This is a genomic window from Micromonospora sp. CA-248212, assembly GCF_050948405.1.
Classification (GTDB): Bacteria; Actinomycetota; Actinomycetes; order Mycobacteriales; family Micromonosporaceae; genus Micromonospora.
Genome location: NZ_CP192023.1, coordinates 6,118,755 through 6,142,665, shown reverse-complemented (window position 1 = coordinate 6,142,665; position 23,911 = coordinate 6,118,755). Strand labels below are relative to the sequence as shown.

General features: G+C 71.1%; 23 protein-coding genes. 12 read left to right on the top strand and 11 right to left on the bottom strand.

The window, feature by feature from the left end; genetic code table 11:
• Positions 1-90 precede the first annotated feature (90 nt).
• From ACQP03_RS28830 to ACQP03_RS28805, 6 genes are all read left to right on the top strand, one after another.
• Positions 91-927 carry a fructosamine kinase family protein gene (locus ACQP03_RS28830; RefSeq protein ID WP_357134877.1) on the top strand — a complete coding sequence of 279 codons (837 nt, stop codon included), beginning with the start codon at positions 91-93 and terminating at the stop codon, positions 925-927.
• A gap of 12 nt (positions 928-939) precedes the next feature.
• Complete coding sequence (locus tag ACQP03_RS28825) at positions 940-1,365, top strand: nucleoside deaminase (RefSeq protein WP_357174529.1); 426 nt, start codon at positions 940-942, stop codon at positions 1,363-1,365.
• A gap of 389 nt (positions 1,366-1,754) precedes the next feature.
• Entirely contained in the window at positions 1,755-3,020 is a 1,266-nt protein-coding gene (locus ACQP03_RS28820) for an AGE family epimerase/isomerase (protein ID WP_433459129.1), read from the top strand.
• A complete protein-coding gene (locus ACQP03_RS28815; RefSeq protein ID WP_357133855.1) occupies positions 3,017-3,970 on the top strand; it encodes a carbohydrate kinase family protein in 954 nt (317 codons plus the stop codon). The genes ACQP03_RS28820 and ACQP03_RS28815 overlap by 4 nt, the downstream gene beginning before the upstream one ends.
• A gap of 650 nt (positions 3,971-4,620) precedes the next feature.
• Complete coding sequence (locus tag ACQP03_RS28810; RefSeq protein WP_433459127.1) at positions 4,621-6,168, top strand: hypothetical protein; 1,548 nt, start codon at positions 4,621-4,623, stop codon at positions 6,166-6,168.
• Positions 6,169-6,464: 296 nt separating this feature from the next.
• A complete protein-coding gene (locus tag ACQP03_RS28805; RefSeq protein ID WP_357175977.1) occupies positions 6,465-7,751 on the top strand; it encodes an IS256 family transposase in 1,287 nt (428 codons plus the stop codon).
• A 96-nt stretch (positions 7,752-7,847) separates the two neighbouring features.
• On the opposite strand, the gene ACQP03_RS28800 is transcribed toward ACQP03_RS28805, so the two are convergent.
• From ACQP03_RS28800 to ACQP03_RS28790, 3 genes are all read right to left on the bottom strand, one after another.
• Positions 7,848-8,816: a LacI family DNA-binding transcriptional regulator gene (locus tag ACQP03_RS28800; RefSeq protein WP_357134028.1), complete on the bottom strand. Its 969-nt coding sequence runs from the start codon at positions 8,814-8,816 to the stop codon at positions 7,848-7,850.
• A gap of 72 nt (positions 8,817-8,888) precedes the next feature.
• Positions 8,889-10,268 (bottom strand): FAD-dependent oxidoreductase, encoded by a 1,380-nt coding sequence (locus ACQP03_RS28795; RefSeq protein ID WP_357174535.1) that lies wholly within the window; start codon positions 10,266-10,268, stop codon positions 8,889-8,891.
• Between the two features lie 24 nt (positions 10,269-10,292).
• A complete protein-coding gene (locus ACQP03_RS28790) occupies positions 10,293-11,426 on the bottom strand; it encodes a carboxylate-amine ligase (protein ID WP_357133864.1) in 1,134 nt (377 codons plus the stop codon).
• A gap of 171 nt (positions 11,427-11,597) precedes the next feature.
• On the opposite strand from ACQP03_RS28790, the gene ACQP03_RS28785 reads away from it, so the two are divergent.
• Positions 11,598-11,891: a DUF6412 domain-containing protein gene (locus tag ACQP03_RS28785; protein ID WP_357133867.1), complete on the top strand. Its 294-nt coding sequence runs from the start codon at positions 11,598-11,600 to the stop codon at positions 11,889-11,891.
• A 96-nt stretch (positions 11,892-11,987) separates the two neighbouring features.
• Positions 11,988-12,746, top strand: a complete 759-nt coding sequence (locus tag ACQP03_RS28780; RefSeq protein ID WP_357133870.1) for a YidC/Oxa1 family membrane protein insertase — start codon at positions 11,988-11,990, stop codon at positions 12,744-12,746.
• A gap of 18 nt (positions 12,747-12,764) precedes the next feature.
• Here ACQP03_RS28780 and ACQP03_RS28775 read toward each other — a convergent pair whose 3' ends face one another.
• Positions 12,765-13,436 carry a DedA family protein gene (locus ACQP03_RS28775; protein ID WP_357133873.1) on the bottom strand — a complete coding sequence of 224 codons (672 nt, stop codon included), beginning with the start codon at positions 13,434-13,436 and terminating at the stop codon, positions 12,765-12,767.
• Positions 13,437-13,530: 94 nt separating this feature from the next.
• The gene (locus ACQP03_RS28770; protein ID WP_357133876.1) at positions 13,531-14,145 is read right to left on the bottom strand and encodes a DUF1349 domain-containing protein; all 615 of its coding nucleotides are present in this window, start codon (positions 14,143-14,145) and stop codon (positions 13,531-13,533) included.
• Between the two features lie 72 nt (positions 14,146-14,217).
• Here ACQP03_RS28770 and ACQP03_RS28765 point away from each other — a divergent pair, with 72 nt between their 5' ends.
• Together ACQP03_RS28765 and fabG are read left to right on the top strand one after the other, a co-directional pair.
• A complete protein-coding gene (locus ACQP03_RS28765; RefSeq protein ID WP_357133879.1) occupies positions 14,218-15,870 on the top strand; it encodes an alpha-amylase family protein in 1,653 nt (550 codons plus the stop codon).
• Between the two features lie 43 nt (positions 15,871-15,913).
• On the top strand, positions 15,914-16,672 hold the full coding sequence (fabG, locus tag ACQP03_RS28760) for a 3-oxoacyl-ACP reductase FabG (RefSeq protein ID WP_357133882.1): 759 nt from the start codon (positions 15,914-15,916) through the stop codon (positions 16,670-16,672).
• Positions 16,673-16,706: 34 nt separating this feature from the next.
• On the opposite strand, the gene ACQP03_RS28755 is transcribed toward fabG, so the two are convergent.
• Entirely contained in the window at positions 16,707-17,123 is a 417-nt protein-coding gene (locus tag ACQP03_RS28755; RefSeq protein WP_355052829.1) for a hypothetical protein, read from the bottom strand.
• The gene (locus tag ACQP03_RS28750; RefSeq protein WP_396833040.1) at positions 17,116-17,508 is read right to left on the bottom strand and encodes a hypothetical protein; all 393 of its coding nucleotides are present in this window, start codon (positions 17,506-17,508) and stop codon (positions 17,116-17,118) included. Before ACQP03_RS28750 ends, ACQP03_RS28755 begins: the two co-directional genes overlap by 8 nt.
• 487 nt (positions 17,509-17,995) lie before the next feature.
• Here ACQP03_RS28750 and ACQP03_RS28745 point away from each other — a divergent pair, with 487 nt between their 5' ends.
• Positions 17,996-18,898, top strand: coding sequence for a Gfo/Idh/MocA family protein (locus ACQP03_RS28745; protein WP_357174541.1), 903 nt, complete (start codon positions 17,996-17,998; stop codon positions 18,896-18,898).
• Positions 18,899-18,948: 50 nt separating this feature from the next.
• On the opposite strand, the gene ACQP03_RS28740 is transcribed toward ACQP03_RS28745, so the two are convergent.
• Positions 18,949-19,140: a DUF2795 domain-containing protein gene (locus tag ACQP03_RS28740; RefSeq protein WP_357133889.1), complete on the bottom strand. Its 192-nt coding sequence runs from the start codon at positions 19,138-19,140 to the stop codon at positions 18,949-18,951.
• Between the two features lie 100 nt (positions 19,141-19,240).
• Here ACQP03_RS28740 and ACQP03_RS28735 point away from each other — a divergent pair, with 100 nt between their 5' ends.
• The gene (locus ACQP03_RS28735; RefSeq protein ID WP_357133892.1) at positions 19,241-20,497 is read left to right on the top strand and encodes an erythromycin esterase family protein; all 1,257 of its coding nucleotides are present in this window, start codon (positions 19,241-19,243) and stop codon (positions 20,495-20,497) included.
• A 96-nt stretch (positions 20,498-20,593) separates the two neighbouring features.
• On the opposite strand, the gene ACQP03_RS28730 is transcribed toward ACQP03_RS28735, so the two are convergent.
• The 3 genes from ACQP03_RS28730 to ACQP03_RS28720 form a co-directional block, all read right to left on the bottom strand.
• Positions 20,594-22,798 (bottom strand): MMPL family transporter, encoded by a 2,205-nt coding sequence (locus tag ACQP03_RS28730; protein ID WP_357174544.1) that lies wholly within the window; start codon positions 22,796-22,798, stop codon positions 20,594-20,596.
• Positions 22,798-23,385: a TetR/AcrR family transcriptional regulator gene (locus ACQP03_RS28725; protein WP_357174547.1), complete on the bottom strand. Its 588-nt coding sequence runs from the start codon at positions 23,383-23,385 to the stop codon at positions 22,798-22,800. Before ACQP03_RS28725 ends, ACQP03_RS28730 begins: the two co-directional genes overlap by 1 nt.
• A 100-nt stretch (positions 23,386-23,485) precedes the next feature.
• Entirely contained in the window at positions 23,486-23,872 is a 387-nt protein-coding gene (locus ACQP03_RS28720) for a winged helix-turn-helix transcriptional regulator (protein WP_355052881.1), read from the bottom strand.
• Positions 23,873-23,911 lie beyond the last annotated feature (39 nt).

Below are 23,911 nucleotides of genomic sequence, written 5' to 3'. Positions count from 1 at the left end.
GCATACCGGGTCGACAGCGGATCGGACATCCGGGAGCCTGTCGTGATGCGACCGGGGCCGTTCTTACGGGAAAGCCTGCTGCGCGCCGGAATGCGTGATGTCGTCGCCGTCGAACCGGCGGCGGGCGGGCTCGCGGCGCTCGCGGGTATCGCCACCCGCCGGGACGCGCCGTCGGTGTTCGTCAAGGCGTTCGCCGAGACGCCGGCCGACGACGTCTTCCCCGCCGAGGCAGACGGGTTGGCCGCGCTGCGCGACCTGGGCGGCGTGCCGACGCCCGAGGTGATCCTCGCGGACCGGGACGTGCTGGTGCTGTCGCTGCTGCGGCCGAGGCCGAGCAGTGCGGCGTTCTGGGAGCGGTTCGCGCAACAGTTGGCCCACCTGCACCTGAGCACGACCCATCCGCGCTTCGGTTGGCACCGGGACAACTGGCTGGGGCGTCGCCGACAGGTCAACACCTGGAACGACGACGGGTTCGCGTTCTTCGCGCAGCACCGGCTGCTCCGCTGGCTCGGCGAGCCCCGTGTCGACGCCGCGCTCGACCGGCAGGACCGGGCGGCACTGGAACGGCTCTGTTCGCGGCTGCCCGAGTTGCTGCCGGAACGGCCCGCGTGCCTCACGCACGGCGACCTGTGGGCGCAGAACATCCTGGCCACACCGGACGGGGAGCCGGCGCTGATCGACCCGGCGGTGTCCTACCTGTGGGCCGAGGTCGACCTCGCCCACGTCTGGACGACGTCGCCCCCGCCTGAGGCGCGGCGGTTCTTCGACGTCTACGCCGAGCTGACGTCGCTCGACGATGATTGGCGGGCCCGGATGCCGATCGTCCAATTGCGACAGCACCTCGCGGTGCTGGCCCAGTTCGACGACGATTGGGGCGCGGGCGACCAGATCCGGGCCACGCTCGCCCCGTTCCGCAGCAGGACGTGACCAGGAGGCCGTGTGACACCCGACGACGAGAAGTTCCTCCGCCGCGCCGTGGAGATCGCCAGCCAGGCCGGGGCGTCCGGCGAACGGCCGTTCGGCTCGTTGCTGGTCGACGCGGACGGTGTCGTCCTGGTCGAGGACCACAACACCGTGGTCTCGGATTCGGACATCACCGCCCATCCGGAGTTGAAGTTGGCCCGCTGGGCCGCCCGGGAGCTGTCCGCCGAGGTGGCCGCCGGCACCACCATGTTCACGAGTTGCCAGCCCTGCCCGATGTGCGCGACGGCGATCGACCGCTCCGGCCTCGGCCGGGTGGTGTACGCGCTCTCCAGCGAGCAGTTCGAGGAGGTCAAGCCGGCCACCCCGGCGCTGCCTCCGGTGCGCTACGAGGGGCCGGCGCTGTTCGAGGAGGCGCGTCGGCCGATCGACGAGCACTACTAGGGCCTGTTTCATAAGAACTGGCCGGCCTGCGGCGGGCCCGGACGACGACCGGCGGCGTTGCGGTGGTGTCCGGATACAACACCGGTATCCGGACGACACCGCGCCTTGCCGGATCGCCGCCCGGACTCCGCCTCGGCTCGACCGCCCTTATGAAACAGGCCCTGGGCACGGGACGGAATTGACAGTGAGCCGGCGGTCGGAGCAGGGTTGAGGGGGTGACAACGATGTCAACGGGCAAACGGGATGATGTTCCTCATGATCCTTCTTGCGCCGTACCCCTTCGGTCGACCAGCTCCGGGCGTACCGTTAGCGGGTTTGCCGGCGCGGACCCGGTCCGTCCGCCGATCCTTGCCGTATGCCCCTTCGCTCCTCGACGGTGACCAGCTGAGATGACCGACGCGCCCCGCTCCGACGCCGAACCGACCCCTGCCCCGGCAGGGGTGCCCGACCTGCCCGACCTGGACGGGTTCCTCGCCGACCAGACCCGCACGCTGCTCGACACGGCCCGCCGCTCGGTCCGACCCGAGGGCGGCTTCTGGTGGCTGACCGACGACCGCACCCCGGACCGGGGCGAAGCCGTCTACACCTGGATCACCTGCCGGATGACCCACGTGGCCGCGCTCGCCCACCGCAACGGCGACCCGGATGCCGCCACCATCGTCGACCACGGCATCGCCGCGCTCGACACGCTGCTGCGCGACGACCGGGACGGCGGCTGGTTCAACGCGGTGGACCAGCAGGGCACCCCGATCGACGAGCGCAAGGCCGGGTACGACCACGCGTTCGTGCTGCTCGCCGCGTCGAGCGCCGCGCGGGCTGGGCGCCCCGGCGCGGACCGCCTGCTCGCCGACGCGCTCAGCGTGGTCCTGAACCGGTTCTGGGACGACGAGGCGGGCGCGGTCCGCGAGTCGTGGAACCGCGACTGGACGGTCACCGAGGACTACCGGGGCGCGAACAGCAGCATGCACATGGTCGAGGCGTTCCTCGCCGCTGCCGCCGCCACCGGGGACACGAGCTGGACCGACCGGGCGCTGCGGATCGCCACCCACCTGGTGCACACCGAGGCCGCCCGGCACGACTGGCGGCTGCCCGAGCACTTCACGACCGACTGGACGCCGCTGCTCGACTACAACCGCGACCAGCCCGCCGACCCGTTCCGGCCGTACGGCTCGACGATGGGCCACTGGCTGGAATGGGCCCGTCTGCTGCTCGAACTGGAAGCCGTCCTGCCGCAGCCGCCGGGCTGGCTGCTCGCCGACGCCCGTACCCTCTTCGCCGCCGCCCTGCGACGTGGCTGGGCGGTCGACGGCGCGGACGGCTTCGTCTACACGATCGACTGGGACGACCGGCCCGTGGTCCGCTCCCGGATGCACTGGGTGCTGGCCGAGGCCATCGGCGCGGCGGTCACCCTGCACCGCCGCACCGGGGACGCCGTCTACGCCGACTGGTACCGGGTCTTCTGGGCGTACGCGCGCCGCTACCTGATCGACGGCACCGGCTGGCGGCACGAGCTGGACCCGCGGAACCTGCCCGCCGACACGGTCTGGCACGGTCGACCCGACGTGTACCACGCGTACCAGGCGGTGCTGCTGTCCCGCTCGGCCGACGGCCTCGGTGGCCCCGGCCCGCTCGCCCCCGGCACGGTGACCGCATGATCGTCGTGGCGGGGGAGGCCCTCATCGACCTGGTGGTGACCGCCGACGGGCAACGGGCGGTCCCGGGCGGGTCGCCGGCGAACGTGGCGGTCACCCTGGCCCGGCTCGACCAGCCGGTACGGCTGCTGGCCCGCCTCGGCCCCGACGAGTACGGCCGGCAGATCGCCGACTACCTGGCGGCCAACCAGGTGGACCTGCGCTGGGCCGTCCACGCGTCCGAGCCCACTTCGGTGGCGGTCGCCACCCTGGACGCCACCGGCCAGGCCAGTTACGAGTTCCGGCTCGACGGTGCCGCGGACTGGCAGTGGACGCCGGAGGAACTGCCCGACCTCGCCGGCTCCTCGGCGACGGCCCTGCACACCGGGTCGCTCGCCCTCGCGCTCGCCCCCGGCGCGCAGGCGCTGGAGGGGCTGCTCGCCCGCGAACGTGACCGTGGCGGGCTGACCCTCTCGATCGATCTCAACCTGCGACCGAGCATCGTCACCGACCGGACCGCCGAGCAGGAGCGGGTACGCCGGCAGGTGCCCCTCGCGCACCTGGTCAAGGCCAGCGACGAGGACCTGGCCTGGCTCTATCCGGACCGGTCGATCGCCGACGTGATGGCCGAGTGGCGCGAGGCCGGAGTGTCCTGCGCGGTGGTGACCCGCGGTGGTGAGGGCGTGTGGCTGCTCGCCCCGAACGGGGTGCTACACGAGCAGCCGGCCGTACGCACCACGGTGGTGGACACCGTCGGCGCGGGCGACTCGTTCACCGGTGGCCTGCTCGCCGCCCTGGCCGACATCGATGCGCTCGGCGACCGGCCGACCGAACGGCTCGCCGCGGTGACCGAGCAGCAGTGGACGACAGTGCTGCGCCAAGCGGCGACCGTCGCGGCCCTGACCTGCGCCCGCCGAGGCGCCAACCCCCCAACCCAAGCCGAACTAAAAGCCCGCCTAACCACAACAACCTGACCCACCCCCGCCCCCCGCCCCCCGCCCCGCCCCGCCCCGCGCCGCCCCGCCCCCGCCCGGGTCGATCATGGACTTGTGGTGGGCGTTCCGTGGTTGTTTGCGGCATACGCGAGGCACCACAAGTCCATGATCGCCGTGGACACCACCCCTGAACCTGCGCGATCTTGCACTTGCTGTCCCGGCGAAACGGTCGAATCCGCGCAAGGCGGCGACAGAAAGTGCAAGATCGGCGGGCGCGGGCGCGGGCGCGGGCGCGGGCGTGGGCGTGGGCGCGGCGCGGGGTTGGGGAGGCCTGGGTGTTGGAGCGGGTGGGCGGGACTGTCGTTGACGGTGGGGAGTCGTCGCCGGCGCTGCGTTCGAAGAGGCGCTCGGTGGCCAGGCGGGCCAGCGCGCGGCAGCCCGCGTACTCCGTTCAAGCGGCGCCGCTCCTACCAAACCTGGTGACCGCGGGTGAGCAGGACCTGGTGACCGCGGGTGAGCAGGCGCAGTGGCGCCGTGTGCGGAGCTGCGGCGGGCACTGATTCGGGTGGGCCCGTTTCGTGTTGAACCTTCGTTGTGGACGCGCCGTTGGGGAGCTAGACAGCGACCGCCCGCACGAGAGGACCAGAAGCATGCCCCGACGACCCGGACCCGCCCCCGCCTATACGCCGATGGCCTACCAGCAGATCATCGACAACCCGGGCCTCGCCGATACCAGCCTCGCGCTGAGCTGGGCACACAGGTCGGGCCGACTTGCGCGTGGTACCAGTAGCCCCGGTCAGTTGAGCCGGGGAGTGTTGGGGGAATTTGCCCAGTCGCACGGGCTCCCCGCCGGCTACTACACACTCGAGTGGGATGGCGCGAAGTATTTCCTGGGGAAGCATCCTGATCTTGCCCCCGGCGGTGCCGACCCGAGGGCCGCGGCAGCTCAGCGAATTGACCCGCCCGCCCGCTGGACGCGAGTGTTCACCCCGGCGGCTTATCAGGCGGTCATCGACAACCCGGGCATCGCCGACGCCCGCATCGTGGTGGCCTGGACCCATGCGACAGGCCGGTTGGGGCGTACCGCCACCAGCCTCGCTGGCATGAGCCCGGGAGTGTTGGATGACTTTGCCCGGTCGCACGGGCTTCCCGCCGGCTATTACACGTCTGAGCAGCTTGGTAGGAGCTGTTTCCTGGCGAACCATCCTGATCTTGCCCCCGGCGGTGCCGACCCGAGGGCCGCGGCAGCTCAGCGAATCGACCCGCCCGCCGGCTGGCCCCCGCGACTGTTCGTACCGGTGGCCTACCAGGAGGTCATCGACAACCCCGCCATCGTCGATCACTCACTCATCGCGGCCTGGGCTGGCGCCACCGGCCGACTCGCCAATCCCAACGCCAGCGTTCTGAGCCTGGCGGTGGTGAACGATTTCACCGATGCCCACGGACTGCCCAGACGTTCGTTCATCCTGAACGTATACGGCAACAGCTCCGTCCTGCACCCGAACCCCGACCGCTTGCCCGCCGTGGGCGACCCGGAGATCGCGGCACCCGGCAGGATCCCACTGCCCCAGGGATGGCGACCGAGGGTACCCGTCGAGGCGCACCAGAACGAACAGGTCATCCACCCGCCACAGCGGCTGCCCGCCCCAGGCAGCCCCGCCCGTTCCTACTCGACGCCCTCCGCGCAGTACGCCCACGACGCAGCACCCCCGTACTACGCAGGTCCACCCGCCACCGGATCAGACCTGATATTCCAGAACACCAACCTTTATTCGGTCGCGGCTCAGTCATCATTCACACCCCAGGACCCCTACTCGTACCCCTCGCCCGAGGTCAGTCAGTACCCGGCTCAATACGACACGACCGCGTCCTACGGCGTCAACCAGCCGACCCTTTACGCGCCCAATTACGGGTCCACCTATGCGCCCAATTACGGGTCCACCTACACCCAATACGCCGACAGCGCAGGTCCCGCCTACAACCCCGCCGGCCCGAGCTACGCCCCCACCGCCGCCACACCGACCATCCAGTACGGCAACAGCAACGTCGACCAGCAAGCCATCAGCTACACAACGGCACAGATGAACTCCATGAGTATCACCACCAGTTGGCAACCCGACGCGGCACGCATCCCATCGTCAGGAGCCCCGACGTACTACCAGGCCGACAACAGCGTCATCGAAAGCAGATCACCGACTCCTGAGCCGCGTCCCAGGAAACAGCGCCGACGCGCTTGACGGCCTGTCTTCATCGGGTTCTGCGTGCTCCGGTGGGTCAGGGACCGGGTCGCCACAGACACTCATGCGGAACTTCGTGCCCTCACCAACCGTGCCGGCCCACACCCTAAAGTCCATGATCGCCGTGGCCGTCACCCCGAGACCTCCGCGATCTTGCACTTCCTGTCACGACGAAACGGTCGGACCCGCGCAAAACGACAACAGAAACTGCAAGATCGGCGGGCAGGGGTCTGTGCATCTAAGGGTGTTTCCGGCCTGACCCATCGGGCGTTGTGCCTGGTGAGGAGGGTGCCGTGATGACCGCGACACTGAACGACCAGACCGGACGTAAGAAGCGGCCCGAGCCGTCGGCTGAGGCGAAGGCCGCCGCCGAGCTGGTCCGGGCCGCGAAGGAACAAGGGCTGTCGCTGACCGGCCCGGACGGGCTGCTCAAGCAGCTGACCAAAACGGTCCTGGAGACGGCGCTGAAGGAGGAGATGACCGAGCATCTGGGCTATGAGAAACATGAGTCGGCTGGGGTGGAGTCGGGCAACGTCCGCAACGGCACCAGGGCGAAGACGGTGCTGACCGATAGCACGGGGCCGGTCCAGATCGATGTGCCCCGGGACCGGGCCGGCACCTTCGAGCCCCAAATCGTCAAGAAGAGGCAGCGGCGCCTGTCCGGGGTCGACGAAGTCGTGTTGTCGTTGTATGCCAAGGGTTTGACCACCGGGGAGATCTCGGCGCATTTCGCGGAGATCTACGGGGCTTCGGTGTCGAAGGAGACGATCTCGCGGATCACCGACAAGGTGATCGAGGAGATGACCGACTGGTCGCACCGCCCGTTGGATGAGATTTACGCCGCCGTGTTCATCGACGCGATCGTGGTCAAGGTCCGCGACGGGCAGGTCGCGAACCGGCCCTTCTACGCCGCTATCGGGGTCACGCTCGACGGGGAGAAGGACATCCTCGGGTTATGGGCCGGCTCGGGTGGTGAGGGTGCGAAGTTCTGGATGAGCGTGCTGACCGACCTGCGTAACCGGGGCGTGAAGGACGTGTTCTTCCTCGTCTGCGACGGCCTGAAAGGTCTTCCCGAGGTGGTCACGAACGTGTGGCCCCGCACGATCGTGCAGACGTGCATCATCCATCTGATCCGCAACACGTTCCGGCTCACCTCCCGCAAGTACTGGGACGCGCTCAAGCACGACATCAAACCGATCTACACCGCCGTCAACGCGGCGGCGGCCAGGGCCGCGTTCGAGGACCTGGCAGAGAAGTGGGGCGAGCGGTATCCGGCGGTGATCCGGCTGTGGGACAACGCCTGGGCGGAGTTCATCCCGTTCCTCGACTACGACGTCGAGATCCGGCGGGTGATCTGCTCGACCAACGCGATCGAGTCGTTGAACGCCCGCTACCGACGGGCGATCAAAACCCGCGGCCACTTCCCCAACGAGCAGGCCGCGTTGAAGTGTCTGTACCTGGTGACCCGATCCCTGGACCCCACCGGAACAGGCAGAACCCGATGGACGATGCGCTGGAAACCCGCGTTGAACGCCTTCGCCATCACCTTCAGCGACCGCTTCCCAGCCGCTGAAACCTACTAACCAAGATCGCCGGAAACACCGTTAGCGAGACAGCCCCGCGGGCAGGGGGCAGGGGGCAGGGGGCAGGGGGCAGGGGGCAGGGGGGCGGCCCGAGAACTAGAGGAGGCCTCGGGGTAGGAGGCGGGTGGGGAGGACTGTCGTTGTTGGTGGGGAGTCGTCGCCGGCGATGCGGTGGAACAGGCGCTCGGTGGCTACCCGGGCCAGTTCCCGGGTGTCGTAGGCGACGACCGTGAACGGCCTGGGCATGAGGTGGGCCAACTCGAAGTCGTCGAACCCGACGAGCGACGCGTCGCTGCCCCGGCGGTGCAACTCCTGCAACGCGCCGACCGTCAGCCGGTTGTTGCCGCAGAAGAAGGCGGTGGGCGGGTTCGGGGAGTCGAGCAGCGCGGCGACCGCCCGCCCGGCGTCCTCGGGGGCGATCAGGTGGTCGCGTACCAGGGAGTCGTCCGGCTCGACCCCGGCGGCCGCCAGCGCCGTCCGCGCGCCGACCAGCCGCTCGCGCATGGTGGGCACGCTCGGCGCGCCGAGCAGGAGAGCCACCCTCCGGTGCCCCTCGTCGAGCAGGGACTCGACCCCGGACCGGCCGCCGCCGGAGTTGTCCAACAGCACGGTGTCGGCGAGCAGACCCTGCGGTGGCCGGTCCACGAAGACCACCGGCATGCCCAGCTCGACCTCGCGGCGCAGGAACGAGTGGTCCGGGCCGGCCGGCACGACCAGCAGCCCGTCGACGCGGCGCTGGGTGAAGTCCTGCAGGACGGCGCGTTCGCGCTCCGGGTCCTCCTCGGAGGAGGCGGTGATCAGCATCGTGCCGTGCGCGGCGGCGATCTCGGCGGCCACGCTCGCGATCGTGGCGTAGAACGGGTTGGCGATCTCCTCGATCAACAGCCCGACGGTGGCGTTGAGCTGTCGCGAGCGCAGGTTGCGCGCGATGTCGTTGCGCCGGAAGCCCAATTCGGTGATGGCGGCCAGCACCCGGCCGAGCAGTTCCTGACCCACCGGCTCGTCGTTGACCACCCGGGAGACCGTCTTCAGGCTTACTCCGGCGTGCCGCGCGACATCGACCATGGTCGGTCGTCGGCGCGCGGCGGACCTGGTCGGGGTCTGGGTCACGGGGTGGACCTCCACGGCGGGCGCGGGTCAGCGATCGAGAGCGGCGAGCGCGTCGACCGCCTTGCGGGCGGCGATCAGCACCGGATCCCAGACCGGCGCGTACGGCGGAGCGTAGCCCAGGTCCAGTGCGGTCATGTCGTCCACGGTCATGCCATTCCACAACGCGACGGCCAGAGTGTCGATCCGCTTGGCCGCCTCGGACCAGCCGACGATCTGCGCGCCGAGCAGACGGCCGCTGGGTCGTTCCGCGATCAGCTTGACGGTCATCGGCCGGGCACCCGGGTAGTAGCCGGCCCGGCTGGTCGATTCTGCGATCACCGAGACGAAGTCGAAGCCGGCCGCCGAGGCGTCCCGCTCCCGCAGGCCCGTGCGACCGACCTCCAGTTCGCAGACCTTGGTCACGGCCGTGCCGATCACGCCGGTGAAGGTGGCGTACCCGCCGCCGATGTTGATGCCGGCCACCCGGCCCTGCTTGTTGGCGTGGGTACCCAACGGGATGTACACCGGCATCCCGCTGACCCGGTGCAGGGTCTCCACGCAGTCGCCGGCCGCCCAGACCCCCGGGAAGCCGGGGACCCGCATCCGCCGGTCCACCCGGATCGCGCCGGTCGGCCCGAGCGGCAGCCCGGCGGCCTCCGCGAGCCCGATGTTGGGGCGTACCCCGAGACCCAGGACCACGACGTCGGTCGGAATCGGCCCCTCGGCGGTGACCACGGCGGACACCCGGCCGTCCCGCTGTTCGAGGCCGGTCACCGGCAGGCCGGCGCGGATGGTGATGCCGAGGCCACGCATGGCATCGGCGACGAGTTCGGCCATGTCGGCGTCGACCGTCGACATGGGTTGCTCGGCCTGCTCGACGAGCGTCACCGACAGGCCGCGCTGGATCATCGCCTCGGCCATCTCGACGCCGATGTAGCCGCCGCCCACCACCACCGCCCGGCGCGGCTGCGGCTCGGCGTCCAGCCAGTCGCGCAGCGCCGCGCCGTCGTCGAGGGTCTGCACCCCGAACACGCCGGCCACGTCCGACTGCGCCCACGGGGGCTTGGTCGGTGTCGCGCCGGCGGCGTACATCAGTTCGTCGAAGCGTTCGGTGACCTCGCGGCCGTGGTCCAGGTCCCGGGCGACCACCTCGCGCCGTTCGAGGTCGATGGCCGTCACCTCGTGGCGCAACCGCACGTCGATGTCGAACTTCGTGCGGAACGTCTCCGGCGCGCGGGCGATCAGATCCTCCGGGCCGGGCACCAGCCCCGAGATCCAGTACGGGATGCCGCAGGCCGAGTAGGAGGTGAAATGTCCCCGCTCGAAGACCACGATCTCCAGGTCGTCCCGGTCGCGGCGGCGGCGTGCCTGGGACGCCGCCGACATGCCGGCGGCGTCCCCGCCGATGACGATCAGTCGTTGCGCCACAGGATCATCCTGTCATGCGGGCGCTCAACCGCGGGTCTGTCGCGCCACGTCCTGCACGACGTCGACGAGCCGTCCGGTACGGGCGTACACGGCGCGCTGCCGGGCCGCGCCGGTGCCGTGGCGGCGTAGCCCACCCAGCAGGTCGGACACCTCGGCCCAGTCGCCGTGCCGCTCCAGCGCCGGCCGCAGCCGTTCCACGAACTCGTCCAGCAACTCCCACGCGGGACGCAACTCGCCGGTGGTGACGTCGACGCCCTCGCCCTCCAGGCCGTCGTGGGCGGCCCGCCAGTGCGCGCCGACCAGCAGGTGGTGGTCGGTCCGCAACGCGGGGCGGCCGGCCTCGACGTCGTCCATGGCGGTGGCCACCAGGGCCCGGACCAGCGCGGCGACCAGCACCGCGTCGTCCACGGTCGGGCAGACGTCGCCGATGCGCAGCTCGACGGTCGGGTACTTCGCCGACAGCCGGGCGTACCAGTAGAGCATCCCCTCGTCGAGCATCACCCCGCTGGCGATCAACTGGCGGATGAGCCGCTGGTAGTGCTCGTGCGACTCCAGGAAGGGCGTCGGCGCGACCGACGGCCAGCGCTCCCACTCCACCGACCGCCAGCTCGCGTAGCCGGTGTCCTCGCCACGGGAGAACGGCGAGTTGGTGGTGACGGCGTGCAGCGTCGGCAGCCACGGCCGGACGTGGTTGAGCACCTGCACGCCGGTCTCCGGATCGGGGACACCCACGTGCACGTGCATGCCGTTGTTACCGGGACCGGGTACGAGCAGCCGGAACCGTTCGATCATCCGGTCGAAACGGGGCTTGTCGACGACCGGGGGCACCGGGCCGTCCACCGGACCGGTGCCGATGGCGAGCAGCCGTACGCCGGCCCGCTCGGCCGCGTCGGCAAGGGCCTTACGGAGTACGCCGAGGGAGTGCCGGATCGAGGACAGCTCCAGCCCGGGCGGCGAGCCGATCTCGATCTGGCTGGTCTGGAACTCGCGCTCGACCTGACCGCGTAGCTCCGCCGGGACCTGTTCCAGCACGAGGTCCACGGCGGGCACCGCGGCGCCGGTGTGTGGGTCGACGAGCAGGAACTCCTCCTCGACGCCAACGGTGAGCACCTCGGTCCCCGCGGTCGTCCCGTGCGCCTCCGCCACCTGCCCGGTCATCGCGCACCACCGTCCGTTTCTGCCGCCCGCGGTCCGTCCGCGCCGGTCGGACGTTTGGTTACCCAGGGTGGTAACGCCCGGAAACGTGGTGACGGCACGGCGTCTCCGGCGTGTCGCCGGACCATCGGCGATCCGGCCGGGGGACGTGACACCGGGTCCTATGCTGAGCCCGTGCCGGTGCTGCTGGGATTCCTCTGGGCCACGTGGATGTCCGCGTTCGCCCAGCTCGGCATGCTCGCCGACCGTCCGGCCGACCTGCTCGCCGGGGCCGCGCTGACCGCCCTGGTCCTCGTCGCCGCGCTGCTCGCCGCGCGCCCGCTCGGCCCGTCCCGCGCACCCGGTGTCGCGCGACGCTGGGCCGGGCTGCGTGCCCGGGCCCGCAGCCGCCGGACACCCCGCCAGATCGATCCGGACGCCGCCGGACGACCCCGCCCCCGCGCACCCGGACGCCCCCGCGCCGCGTAGCAACACCTCGCCGCGCGGCCGATCCCACCGTCATTGGTCCTAGGTGCCGTCCACGACGGCTCCAGGACCCACCGGAATCGGACCGAGGGGTTTCCCATGCTCTCCTTCGCACCGCTGCACACCGTCGTCGGCGTCGCCGGCAGCGCTTTGTCCTGGCTCACCGACCTGCTCGAACCGCTGGCCGACGGCACGGCGACCGTCGCCGCCATCGTGCTGCTCACCGTCGCCGTCCGGCTGCTGATCACACCGTTGACCGTCGCGCAGGTCCGCGGGGAGCGACGCCGCGCCGCGCTCGCCCCGCAGGTCCGCGAGCTACAGCAGCGGTACGCCGACGACCCGGCGACCCTCCAGCGCGAGGTGTTCGCGCTGTACCGCACGGCCGGGGCGAACCCGGTCGCCGGCTGCCTGCCGCTGCTGATCCAGGCGCCGTTCCTGCTGGTCCTGTACCGGCTGTTCGCCACCGACGAGGGCGGCACGGGACTGCTCGACGAGCGGCTGGCCGGCGTACCGCTGGGTCACCACCTCAGCGACGGGTTGGCCGGCGCGGCCGGACCGCTCTTCGCCGGCCTGCTGGTCCTGCTGCTGGCGCTGGCCTGGTGGTCGTCACGCCGGGCGCGACGTGCGTCGGCGGCGGTCGGCACGGTGGCCGGTACGCCCACCGAGGGGCCGGGGGCGGCCACCCTCGGTCGGCTGCTGCCTCTGCTGCCGTTCACGACCGTGGTGGTGGCGTTGGTGCTGCCGCTCGCCGCCGTGATCTACCTGGTGACGACGACGGCCTGGTCGGCGCTGGAGCAGGTGGTGCTGCGCCGGCCGCAGGCAGCGCCGGCACCCGCCGCAGGGCATCAGGTGCCCTGATCGCGGCGCGGACGCGGATCAGCGACCGGCGGTCACCGACCGCCGGTCGTCGCGTTGCCGGCGGCGGCGGATCTTGCGGGCCACCCAGCTGACTACCATGACGACGAAGACCGCGCCGATTGCGTAGTTGAACCAGTCGCTGTACCGCTCGACGTTCTGCCACCGGCTGCCCAGCGCGTAACCGGACCCGACGATGAGGGCGTTCCACACGCCGCTGCCGATGGTGGTGAGCAGGACGAACTCGCCCAGCGGCATCCGGTTGGCCCCGGCCGGGACGGAGACCAGGCTGCGGACCACCGGCACCACCCGGCCGATCAGCACCGCCCACCGGCCGTGCCGCTCGAACCAGCGGTCGGCCCTCTCCAGGTCGTCGCGGTCCACCAGCGGGATGCGGTCCAGCCAGCGCTTGAGCCGTTCCTCGCCGAGCGCCGCGCCGAGCCAGTAGAGCACCAGCGCGCCGACCAGTGAGCCGACCGTCGCGGCGACAATGACGAGGACGACGTTGAACCGACCCTCGTGGGCGAGGAAACCCGCCATCGCCAGCACGATCTCGCTGGGGATCGGCGGGACGATGCTCTCCAACGCGACCAGCAGGGCCACGCCGACCGGACCCATCGCCTCGATGACGGACGCCACCCACCCGGTCAGGCCGGTGAACTCGGAGGGGTCACCAGTCTGGGCGTACGCCATTGGTCATCCTTCCGACGGGCCTACGGGGGGATCGGGTTGTCATACCCAATGATCGGCGCGGCACACCTGCGGGTGATCCGCGCCACGGACGGGCTCAGCCCTCCGGGTGCAGCGCGGTGTCGGCCGGGCCCTGCCGCCAGGCGGTGAACGCCACCGTGAGGCCGCCGCGCGTCGGCGCGCAGCAGAACGGGCCGGCCATCGCCTCGGCCTCCGGGTCCAGCGGGGCGAGTCGGACCAGCCGCCACGGCGCGTCGGTCACCCGCGCCCGTACGGTCAGCGCGTCACCGGCCCGACTGACCCGGACCGTCACCTCCTGACCCGCCCAGCCCGGCACCGGGGCCACCGACCAGTCGGAGAACTCCCGGGTCACCACGGCACCGAGCTGCGACTCGCCGTCGCTCACCTCGACACCCGCCTTGACCCACGTCCGCTCGTCCACCCGGACCAGCACGCCGGCCTGGTCGAACTGCGCGGAGAAGTCGAGCCGGAAGCTCACCTCCATGGCCGCGCCGACGGGTAGCGGCGCGAGCAGCGCCGGCCCGTTGTCGTGGACGAAGCCGTAGCTGGTCCGCCGCCAGAAGTCGGTCTCCGCCCCGGCTTCGACGACCAGCTCACCGGTCGGACCGTGTCCGGCGCGCACCGGCGGGTGCAGCCACCGGCCCCGGGACCAGTCCAACTCATCGCTCGGCGGTACGAGGTCGGTCTCCATGCCGGGCAGGGTACCGACCGCAGCCGCCCCGGCAGGTTTGCCGCGGAGATCAACTGGAGAGATTTTCGCGGCATGGGTGACCGTTGGTACTCCGAAGCCGTCGTCTACTGCCTCGACATCGACACGTACGCCGACTCCGACGGCGACGGTGTGGGCGACATCCGTGGTCTGATCGGCCGGTTGGACTACCTGGCCCGGCTGGGCGTGACGTGCCTGTGGCTGCACCCGATCCACCCGTCGCCGAACCGCGACGACGGGTACGACGTCACCGACTTCTACAACGTCGACCCCCGCTTCGGCACCCTCGGTGACTTCGCCGAACTGCTGCACCAGGCGCAGAACCGGGGCATCCGCGTGATCATCGACCTGGTGGTCAACCACACCTCGGACGAGCACCCCTGGTTCCAGTCCGCCCGTTCCTCGCCCGACTCGCCGTACCGGGACTGGTTCGTCTGGTCCGACACCGAGCCGGACGACCGCCACCAGGGCATGGTCTTCCCCGGGGAGCAGAAGGAGACGTGGAGCTACGACCGCACCGCGAAGGCGTGGTTCTACCACCGCTTCTACAAGTTCCAGCCGGACCTGAACTTCGCCAACCCGGAGGTCCGGGCCGAGGTTAAGAAGATCATGTCGTTCTGGCTCCAGCTCGGAGTCTCCGGCTTCCGGATGGACGCGGTGCCGTTCATCATCGAGCTGACCGAGCCGGGCAACCCGGACTCCCCAAAGGACTTCGAGTTCCTCACCGAGATGCGCCAGCACGTGCAGTGGCGGCGCGGGGACGCCGTCCTGCTCGCCGAGGCGAACGTCGAACCGGACCAGCTTCCGACGTTCTTCGGCGACGCCGGCGGATCCGGCAACCGCATCCACATGCTCTTCGACTTCATGCTCAACGGCCGGCTCATGCTCGCCCTCGCGCGGCAGGACCCGGAGTCGCTGATCGAGGCGTTGCGTGACACGCCGAAGCTCCCGGTCGGTGGGCAGTGGGCCACCTTCCTGCGCAACCACGACGAGATCGACCTGTCCCGGTTGACGACCGAACAGCGCAACCAGGTGTACGCCGAGTTCGGCCCGGACGAGAACATGCGCATCTACGACCGGGGCATCCGCCGTCGGCTCGCCCCGATGCTCGGCAACGACCGGCGGCGCATCGAGCTGGCGTACGCCCTGCAGTTCTCCCTGCGCGGCACTCCGGTGCTGCGCTACGGCGAGGAGATCGGGATGGGCGAGGACCTGTCGCTGCCCGGTCGGGAGGCGATCCGTACGCCGATGCAGTGGTCGTACAAGCCGAATGCCGGCTTCTCCACCGCGGATACGGAGAAGCTGGTCCGCCCGGTGATCGACAAGGGTGAGTTCGGTTACCAGAACGTCAACGTCACCGCCCAGCGTGGCGACCCGAAGTCGCTGCTCGCCTGGTTCGAGCGCATGATCCGTACCCTTCGGGAGGCCCCCGAGATCGGCTCCGGCTCCACCACACACATCGACGTGGCGATGCCGCCCGGGGTGCTGGCGCACCGCGCGGACGGGCCGACCGGCACGATGGTCTTCCTGCACAACCTGGGTACCGACGACGTCGAGGTGGACCTGAGCAGCCTCGAGGCGGAAGCCGACCTGCCGATCGACGTGCTCACTGACCGTGGTTACGGCGAGCTGGGCAAGCTCGGCGCGGTGAAGGTCTCCGGGTACGGATACCGGTGGATTCGCCTATGCCGGGGTCGGGGGTTCTGAGGCTAAGCTCCTTCGATCACCCCAAAGTTACCCGGAGGTAATCATGTCGGAGGAGCACCGCGTCGCCATCGTCACCGGAGCCGCACGCGGTATCGGTGCCGCCACCGCCCGGCGGCTGGCCGCCGACGGGATGGCAGTGGCGGTCGTCGACATCGACGAGGCGGCCACCAAGGAGACGGTGGACGCCATCTCCGGCGCGGGTGGCCGTGCGCTCGGCGTGGGTGCCGACGTGTCCGACCGCGACCAGGTCGGGGCCGCCGTGGAGCGGGTCGCCGCCGAACTGGGCGCCCCCACCGTCCTGGTCAACAACGCTGGCGTGCTGCGCGACAACCTGCTGTTCAAGATGACCAACACCGACTGGGACACGGTCATGGGCGTACACCTGCGCGGGGCGTTCCTGTTCAGCCAGGCCGCTCAGAAGCACATGGTGGACCGCAAGTGGGGGCGGATCGTCAACCTGTCCAGCACCTCCGCGCTGGGCAACCGGGGGCAGGCGAACTACGCCGCCGCCAAGGCGGGCCTCCAGGGCTTCACCAAGACGCTCGCCATCGAGCTGGGGCCGTTCGGGGTGACCGTCAACGCCGTCGCGCCCGGCTTCATCGTCACCGACATGACGGCGGCCACCGCCGCCCGCATGAAGGTCGACTTCGAGGACCTCCAGAAGCACGCCGCCGCCGAGATCCCGGTCCGTCGCCCGGGTCGCCCGGAGGACGTCGCCCACACCATCTCGTTCCTGGCCAGCGAGGGCGCCGGCTTCGTCTCCGGTCAGGTCATCTACGTGGCGGGCGGACCACGGGCCTGACCCGCGCCGCTTCCGTTCTCCGCGGCCCGGTCGGTCAGGCCGGGTCGCGGCGGGTGCGCCAGAGCCAGAAAAGGCCCAGCACCGGCAGGACGAGCGGGATGTAGCCGTACCCGCTACCGAACTGCGACCACACCGTCTCGTCGGGGAAGAGGGCCTTGTCGGCCAGGCTCAGGATGCCGACCGCGACGACACCGACCAACTCCACCGAACAGCACACCAGCGCCACCCGTCGACCGGTGTGTCCCGCTCGGGCCAGACCTACCGCGGCCACGATGTAGATGAGCGCGGCCAGGGCGGAGAGCAGGTACGCCACCGGCGCCTCGTCGAACTTCGTGGCGATCTGTAGGCCCGCCCGACTCGTCGCCGCGATGGCGAACAGCAGGTAGACCGCGATCAACAGACGGCCGGGCCCGGAGTTCGTGCGCTGTCGGGCCGGACGAGTCTCAACCACCGAGGACCTCCCAGGTCTGCTGCAACCGCACCACCACGACCGGCGTCACCAGGCAGACCGCGCAGACGATCGCCGACCCCCACCGGGTCGGTTCCATCCGGGCCAGCACCCAGGCCAGCGGTGGCAGGCAGACCAGCGTGACCAGGTAGCCGAAGAACGCGCCGGGCTCGCCCGGCCGGTCGCCGCCGCCGACCGCCACCAGGGCCAGCACACCCAACGCGAGCAACACCAACTCGAGTACGGCCAGACCGGCGAACTGCACCCGGTCCGGCGGCCGGTGGCGTACCGCCGCGACCAGCGCCCACACGGCGACGAGCAGCGACAGCACGATCGACACCGTCGCGAGGGGCCCGTCTACCGGCGAGCCGGCCGCCGCGCTGGTCATCGGCCCCACCCGGTCGTCGCCTCGGTCACCGGCACAGCCTACTAACCGTCGTAGTACCCGCCGCGCGCTGCCTGGCCATCGCGCCCCGCCGCGTCCGCGAACGCGGCGGGTGTGTCGGGGCGGGCGGCCGGTGCGTCCGGCCGCGCGGCGGGTGTGTCGGGGCGGGCGGCCGGTGCGTTCGGCCGCGCGGCAGCCCAAGAGGGTATGCAGGCGCTGTCGAGCTGCCCCAGATTTGGGGCAAGGCCATCTCGGATCTCTGCGCCAGCAGTGGGGCGAGCGTCGGAAGTCGGATGGGGCTCTGCAGGACGGTGTGGGGCGCCCCGGATCTGGGGCAGCTCGACAGGCACTCGTCGGACCACGGTCACCCCCGGTCGGCAGTACGCGTGCTGCTCCGGTTGGCGACCCGCCGCCGACGGACCTGCTGGGGCGACTAGCGTGGATCACGTCCGTGGCGTCGCCACGGTCGGGGGAAACGGCGGAGGTACACGTGCTGCGGTTCGGCTTGTTCGGCACCGGTCACTGGGCGATCGAGACGCACGGGAAGGCGCTGCACGCACACCCGGACGCGGAACTGGTCGGGGTGTGGGGGCGTAACCCGGAGCGGGCCTCCGCGCTGGCCGAGCGGTACGGCGTGCCCGCGTACGCCGACGTCGACGCCCTCATTGAGCAGTGCGAGGCCATCGCCGTCGCGCTGCCGCCGGACGTCCAGGCCGACATCGCGGTCCGTGCCGCGAACGCCGGCCGGCACCTGCTGCTGGACAAGCCGTTGGCGCTCAGCGTGGACGACGCCGACCGGGTGGTCGCCGCCGCCCAGGCGTCGGGAGTGGCCTCGGTGGTGTTCTTCACCCAGCGGTTCCAGCCGAACGTCACCGCGTTCCTCGCGTCGACCGCCGCCGCCGGTGGCTGGCAGCACGGCCGCACCACGGCCTTCGCGTCGATCTTCCAGGACGGCAGCCCGTACGGCGGCTCGCTGTGGCGTCGCGAGCACGGCGCGCTCTGGGACATCGCCCCGCACGCGCTCTCGATCCTTCTGCCGGTGCTGGGGCGGGTCACCCAGGTGGCCGCGATGGACGGCCCGAGCGGGATGGTGCACCTGCTGCTCACCCACGAGGGTGGTGCGACCAGCAGCGCCTCGCTCTCCCTGGACGCGCCGACCGAGGCGATGGCCCGCGAGTTCGTGTTCTACGGCGAGAACGGCATCGAGACCGTGCCGCACGGCGAGAACGACGCCGCGACGGCGTTCGGTGTGGCGATCGACCAGCTCGTCGAGCAGGTCCGGACCGGTGCCCACGACCACCGCTGCGACGTCCGCTTTGGCCGCGAGGTGGTCACGATCATCGCCGCCGCCGAGGAGGCCCGCCAACAATCCCGCACGATCCGCCTTCCCTGACCCTCCCTATCCCCCAAACCCCTCCCACCCCGTACAACGGGGTCTGGGGTTTAGGTGGGGGTTGTTAGGGCCTCGGTTAGTTCTTCGGGGTTGTCGAACTGTTCGGGTGGTAGGGCCTGGAGCATGTGCAGCATGCTCGTGTCGGCGCCGTTCTCCTGCGCCCAGCGGACGAGGTCCTCGCGGGAGACCGGGTAGTCGAGCCCGGCCAGGTACTCCTGCAACTGCACGCCTGACACGGTCATGTCGGTTGGCTACCCGCTCGTGTCAGGCGTACACGCTGACGGCGTGTCGGCTCGCGACGCGCCGACGGTTTGTCGGCGTGAGCGCCGGGTAGCCGCTGCCATGCTGGTTCAGCGGCTCGGCGCGCCGAGCGACTTCGACCCGTTGCTGGAGCGCGTTCGGGACGCCCGGGTGGTGATGATCGGCGAGTCCACGCACGGCAGTTACGACTACTACCGGCTCCGTGAGCAGTTGACCCGTCGACTGATCGCGGAGTGCGGCTTCTCGTTCGTGGCCGTGGAGGGCGACTGGCCGGACTGCGACCGGGTGCACCGCTCGGTCACCGCCGCGCCCGGCGGGGCCCTGGATCCGCAGAGCGCGCTGGAGCGCTTCGAGCGGTGGCCGACCTGGATGTGGGCCAACGCCGAGGTGGCGCGCTTCTGCCGGTGGCTGCGGGCGTGGAACCTGCAACGGCCGGAGGGTGAGCGGACCGGGTTCCACGGGCTCGACGTCTACAGCCTCTGGGAGTCGATGCAGGCGATCTTCGACTACCTGGGGGAGGAGGACCCGACCTCGCTGGAGGCGGCGCAGGACGCGTACCGGTGCTTCGAGCCGTACGGCAAGCGGGTCGAGGAGTACGGCGCGGCCAGCCGGTTCGTCTCCGCCCGGTGCGAGGAGGAGGTGGTCCGGCTGTTGGCGCGTACCCGGGAGCAGGCCATGTCGGACGGCCCGGACCGCTTCTCGGCCTGGCAGAACGCGGAGGTGGTGGCCGGCGCGGAGCGCTACTACCGGGCGATGGTGGCCGGCGGTCCGGACTCGTGGAACATCCGAGACACCCACATGCAGGACACTTTGGACCGGCTGCTGCACCGCTACGGCCCGGACGCCCGAGGGATCGTCTGGGCGCACAACACGCACGTGGGGGACGCGCGGGCCACCGACATGGCCGCGGACGGGATGGTCAACATTGGTCAGTTGGCCCGCGAACGGCACGGCGACGACGCGGTGGCGCTGATCGGGTTCGGCACCTACCGGGGCACGGTGATCGCCGCTCCCCGGTGGGGCTCCCCCTCGGAGGCGATGGTGGTGCCGCCGGCACGGGAGGGCTCGGTGGAGCGGCGGTTGCACGAGCTGATGCCCGAGCGGGCGGTGCTCGTCTTCGGCGGTGACGACCAGCCGGGCTGGGTCACCGAGCCGGCGGACCACCGGGCGATCGGGGTGGTCTACGACCCGTCGTTCGAGTCTTGGGGCAACTATGTGCCGACGCGCCTGGCCGCGCGCTATGACGCGCTCATCTGGTGCGACGAAACGACGGCCCTGCACCCGCTGGCGGTCCCCGCCGCCCCCGGCGAGATGGAGACGTACCCGGCCGGTGTGTGACCGGGCCCGCGCCGATCATGGAGTTGTGGTGCCGGACGAAGTGCCCGAGTCAGGGCACGACGGGCACCACAACTCCATGATCGACCAGGCTGGGACCTAGACCCTCGTGGGTTCCTGGGTCGTGAGGTGGTCGCGGAGGCCTTCGCCCTCGATGTCGACGTTGGGCAGGGCGCGGTTCAGCCAGCGGGGCAGCCACCAGGCGCGGTCACCGAGCAGGGACATCACGGCCGGGACGATGGTCATGCGGACCACGAAGGCGTCGATGGCCACGCCGATGGCGAGCGCGAAGCCCATCGACTTGATCACCGGGTCATCGAGGAAGACGAAGCCCCCGAACACCGACATCATGATCAGCGCGGCGGCGGTGACCACCCGGGCGCCGTGCCCCATGCCGCTGATCGTGGCCGCCCGGGCGCTCTCACCGTGCACGAAGTCCTCCCGCATCCGGGAGACCAGGAACACCTCGTAGTCCATGGCGAGCCCGAACAGGATGCCGATGAGCAGGATCGGCAGGAAGCTGATCAGCGGGCCGGGCGTGTCCAGGCCGACCAGGTCGGCGAGGTGCCCCTGCTGGAACACCGCCACCGTGATGCCGAACGTGGCGGCGACGGTGAGCAGGAAGCCCAGCGCGGCCTTGACCGGCACCAGCAGCGAGCGGAACACCAGCATCAGCAGCAGGACCGACAGCCCGACCACCAGCAGCAGGTAGACCGGCAGCGCGTCGGAGAGCTTCTCGGAGACGTCGATGCCGATCGCGGTGACGCCGGTGAGCAGGACGTCCGCGCCGCGAATGCCGCTGACCGAGTCGCGGATGTCGTGCACCAGCGTCTCGGTGGCCTCGTCGGTCGGGCCGGTCTTGGGCACCACGCCGAGCAGCGCCGTCCGGCCGTCCGGGCTGAGCTGCGGCGGCGCCACCGCGAGGACGTTCTCGGTACGTTGCAGCAGCGCGGTGACCTGCGGTACGGCGGCCGCGGTCGCCGGTGCGTCGTCGCCCGCGACGACCACCGCGAGCCGGCCCGTGAAGCCCGGGCCGAAGCCCTCGACGGTCAGGTCGTTCGCCACCCGGGCCGGAGAGCCGACGGCGGCCGTCGCCGCGCCCGGCAACGCCAGCCGCATGTCGGGCGTGGGCAGCGCGAGCAGCCCCAGACCGAGCAGCCCGACCAGGATCACGGGTACGCGGAAACGGGTGACGAACCGGGCCCAGCGGAAGCCGAACCGGGTGCGGTCCTCGGCCGGGGCCGGCCGGTCGAGGTCCGCGTCGGTGCCCGGCGTGCCCTCGTTGGCGAGTGCCCGCAGCCGGCGGGGGAGCACCCGGCGACCGGCGAAGCCGAGCAGCGCCGGCTGCAGGGTGATGGCGACGAGGACGGCCACGGTGACGGTGCCGGCGGCGGCGAGACCCATCACGGTGAGGAACGGGATGTCCACCACGGCCAGGCCGGCGAGCGCGATGACGACGGTGGCGCCCGCGAAGACCACGGCGGAGCCGGCGGTGCCGACGGCCCGGCCGACCGCCTCGTCCGGGGGCAGGCCGTCGAGCAGGTTCTGCCGGTGCCGGGAGGTGATGAACAGCGAGTAGTCGATGCCGACGGCGAGGCCGAGCATCAGCGCGAGGATCGGCGCCGTGCTGGTCAACTCGATGACGCCGCTCAGCGCGAACAGGCCGGCCATGCCGACGCCCACGCCGATCAGCGCGTTGAGCATGGTCATGCCGGCGGCCACCAGCGAGCCGAACGTGATGATCAGGACGATCGCGGCGACCAGGACGCCGAGCGCCTCGGTCGAGCCGATCTCCGGCTCCCCGCCCAGCACCTCACCGCCCGGGGCGACCTGCCAGCCCTTCGCCTTGGCCGCCGCGCCGACCTCCTCGTACGCGGTCTTCTGCGCGTCGGTCACCTCGTCCGCCCCGGTGGCGAACTGAACCTGCACCAGCGCGTACCGGCCGTTGGGCGAGACGGCGCCGACTTGGAGCGGGTTGACCGCGCCGACGACGCCGGGCAGCGTCCCGGCCTGCTGGACCAGCTCCTGCACCACGGCCTGGCCCTCCGGGGAGGCCAGTTGGCCGTCGCCGGGCGCCTTGAGCGTGATCGTGCCGGTGGCGCCGCTGGCTGCGGGGAACTGCTCGCTGAGCAGGTCGAGGGCGCGCTGGCTCTCGGTTCCGGGCATGGTGAAGTTGCTCGCCGTCGGGCCGCGCAGGGTCGCCGCGGCCAGGCCGGCGCCGACGAGTACGACGAGCCAGAGCGCGACGACGAGCCGTCGCCGGCGCAACGCGCCCCGGCCGAGCCGGTAGAGCAGGGTGGCCATCAGGAGTCCTTGTCCTCGGTCGTGGGTGGTTGGGGCTGGGGTGTCCCGACGGGTTCGACGGCCCGCCGGGCGAGGGTGAGCAGGGCGGGACGCAGCTCGTCGTCGGGGATGTCGACGAACTCGGCGCATGCCTCGGAGATGCCGGCCAGCAGCACCAGCGCGGCGATCCGGGCGCCGGGACGGTCGGAGTGGCCGGCCAGCGCGTCGCGCAGCCGTTCGGAGATCTGCTGGATGTGGGCGAAGGCCGGCTGGCACAGCAGCTCCGGGAACTCGCCGCGCAGGACGGCGATCTCCCGCCGGAACCGGACCGCGAGGTCGACGAAGCCGACCGCGGCGACGTCCTGGGCGGCCGCGCCGGTCAGGCCGCTGAGCTGGTCGTCGAGGTCGGTCAGCACCATGATGGCCGGTGCCATCAGCTCGGCGAGCAGGGCTTCCTTGTTGGCGAAGTGGTAGAGCACGGTGGCCTTGGAGCAGCCGACCTCGCGGGCGATGTCCTGCAACGAGGTGCCCCGGTAGCCGGTCACCGCGAACCGTCGCGCCGCCGCGGCGAGGATCTCGCCGTGCGTTTCGGACACCGCTCTGGCCATCACCGGTCCACCTCCGTGAACCAGCATGCCTGACCGATCGGTCAGACCCTGACCGATCGGTCAGACGAACCGGGTGGCGTTCCCCACACCCGATTCCTGTCTAGTCCGCGTGCTCCGCGTCGTACCGGGTCCGCGCCTCGGCGATGGCGCGGCGGTGCCGCTCGGCCCAGCTCGTCAGGGCCACCAGCGACTCGTACAGCTCCAGGGCCATCGGGGTGGCCACGTATTCGACCTTGGGCGGCACGGTCGGGTAGACGGTGCGGTGCAGCAGGCCGTCGCGTTCCAGGTTGCGCAGGGTCAGCGTGAGCATCCGCCGGCTGATGCCCTCGATGTGCCGCTCCAACTCGGTGAAGCGCACCGGGCCGTGCGAGGCCGCCACCAGGATGCCGATGCTCCACTTGCCGCCGACCCGGTCGAGCACCTCACGGACGGTGCACGCCCGCGCCTGCCCGGGGGTGAAGGGCACGTTCCCGGGTGAGCAGGTCAGCTCGGCCTCCACCAGCGCGGACACATCGCTGTTCCTCTG

Excerpts from the sequence above, each read along its gene's own strand:
- ACQP03_RS28770 (WP_357133876.1), bottom strand. The coding sequence starts at position 14,145 with ATGGAGACCGACCTCGTACCGCCGAGCGATGAGTTGGACTGGTCCCGG.
- ACQP03_RS28810 (WP_433459127.1), top strand. The coding sequence starts at position 4,621 with ATGGCCTACCAGCAGATCATCGACAACCCGGGCCTCGCCGATACCAGC.
- ACQP03_RS28805 (WP_357175977.1), top strand. The coding sequence starts at position 6,465 with ATGACCGCGACACTGAACGACCAGACCGGACGTAAGAAGCGGCCCGAG.
- ACQP03_RS28820 (WP_433459129.1), top strand. The coding sequence starts at position 1,755 with ATGACCGACGCGCCCCGCTCCGACGCCGAACCGACCCCTGCCCCGGCA.
- ACQP03_RS28790 (WP_357133864.1), bottom strand. The coding sequence starts at position 11,426 with ATGACCGGGCAGGTGGCGGAGGCGCACGGGACGACCGCGGGGACCGAG.
- ACQP03_RS28725 (WP_357174547.1), bottom strand. The coding sequence starts at position 23,385 with ATGGCCAGAGCGGTGTCCGAAACGCACGGCGAGATCCTCGCCGCGGCG.
- ACQP03_RS28730 (WP_357174544.1), bottom strand. The coding sequence starts at position 22,798 with ATGGCCACCCTGCTCTACCGGCTCGGCCGGGGCGCGTTGCGCCGGCGA.
- ACQP03_RS28765 (WP_357133879.1), top strand. The coding sequence starts at position 14,218 with ATGGGTGACCGTTGGTACTCCGAAGCCGTCGTCTACTGCCTCGACATC.
- ACQP03_RS28750 (WP_396833040.1), bottom strand. The coding sequence starts at position 17,508 with ATGACCAGCGCGGCGGCCGGCTCGCCGGTAGACGGGCCCCTCGCGACG.
- ACQP03_RS28830 (WP_357134877.1), top strand. The coding sequence starts at position 91 with ATGCGTGATGTCGTCGCCGTCGAACCGGCGGCGGGCGGGCTCGCGGCG.
- ACQP03_RS28735 (WP_357133892.1), top strand. The coding sequence starts at position 19,241 with ATGCTGGTTCAGCGGCTCGGCGCGCCGAGCGACTTCGACCCGTTGCTG.
- ACQP03_RS28815 (WP_357133855.1), top strand. The coding sequence starts at position 3,017 with ATGATCGTCGTGGCGGGGGAGGCCCTCATCGACCTGGTGGTGACCGCC.
- fabG (WP_357133882.1), top strand. The coding sequence starts at position 15,914 with ATGTCGGAGGAGCACCGCGTCGCCATCGTCACCGGAGCCGCACGCGGT.
- ACQP03_RS28780 (WP_357133870.1), top strand. The coding sequence starts at position 11,988 with ATGCTCTCCTTCGCACCGCTGCACACCGTCGTCGGCGTCGCCGGCAGC.
- ACQP03_RS28800 (WP_357134028.1), bottom strand. The coding sequence starts at position 8,816 with ATGGTCGATGTCGCGCGGCACGCCGGAGTAAGCCTGAAGACGGTCTCC.
- ACQP03_RS28740 (WP_357133889.1), bottom strand. The coding sequence starts at position 19,140 with ATGACCGTGTCAGGCGTGCAGTTGCAGGAGTACCTGGCCGGGCTCGAC.
- ACQP03_RS28775 (WP_357133873.1), bottom strand. The coding sequence starts at position 13,436 with ATGGCGTACGCCCAGACTGGTGACCCCTCCGAGTTCACCGGCCTGACC.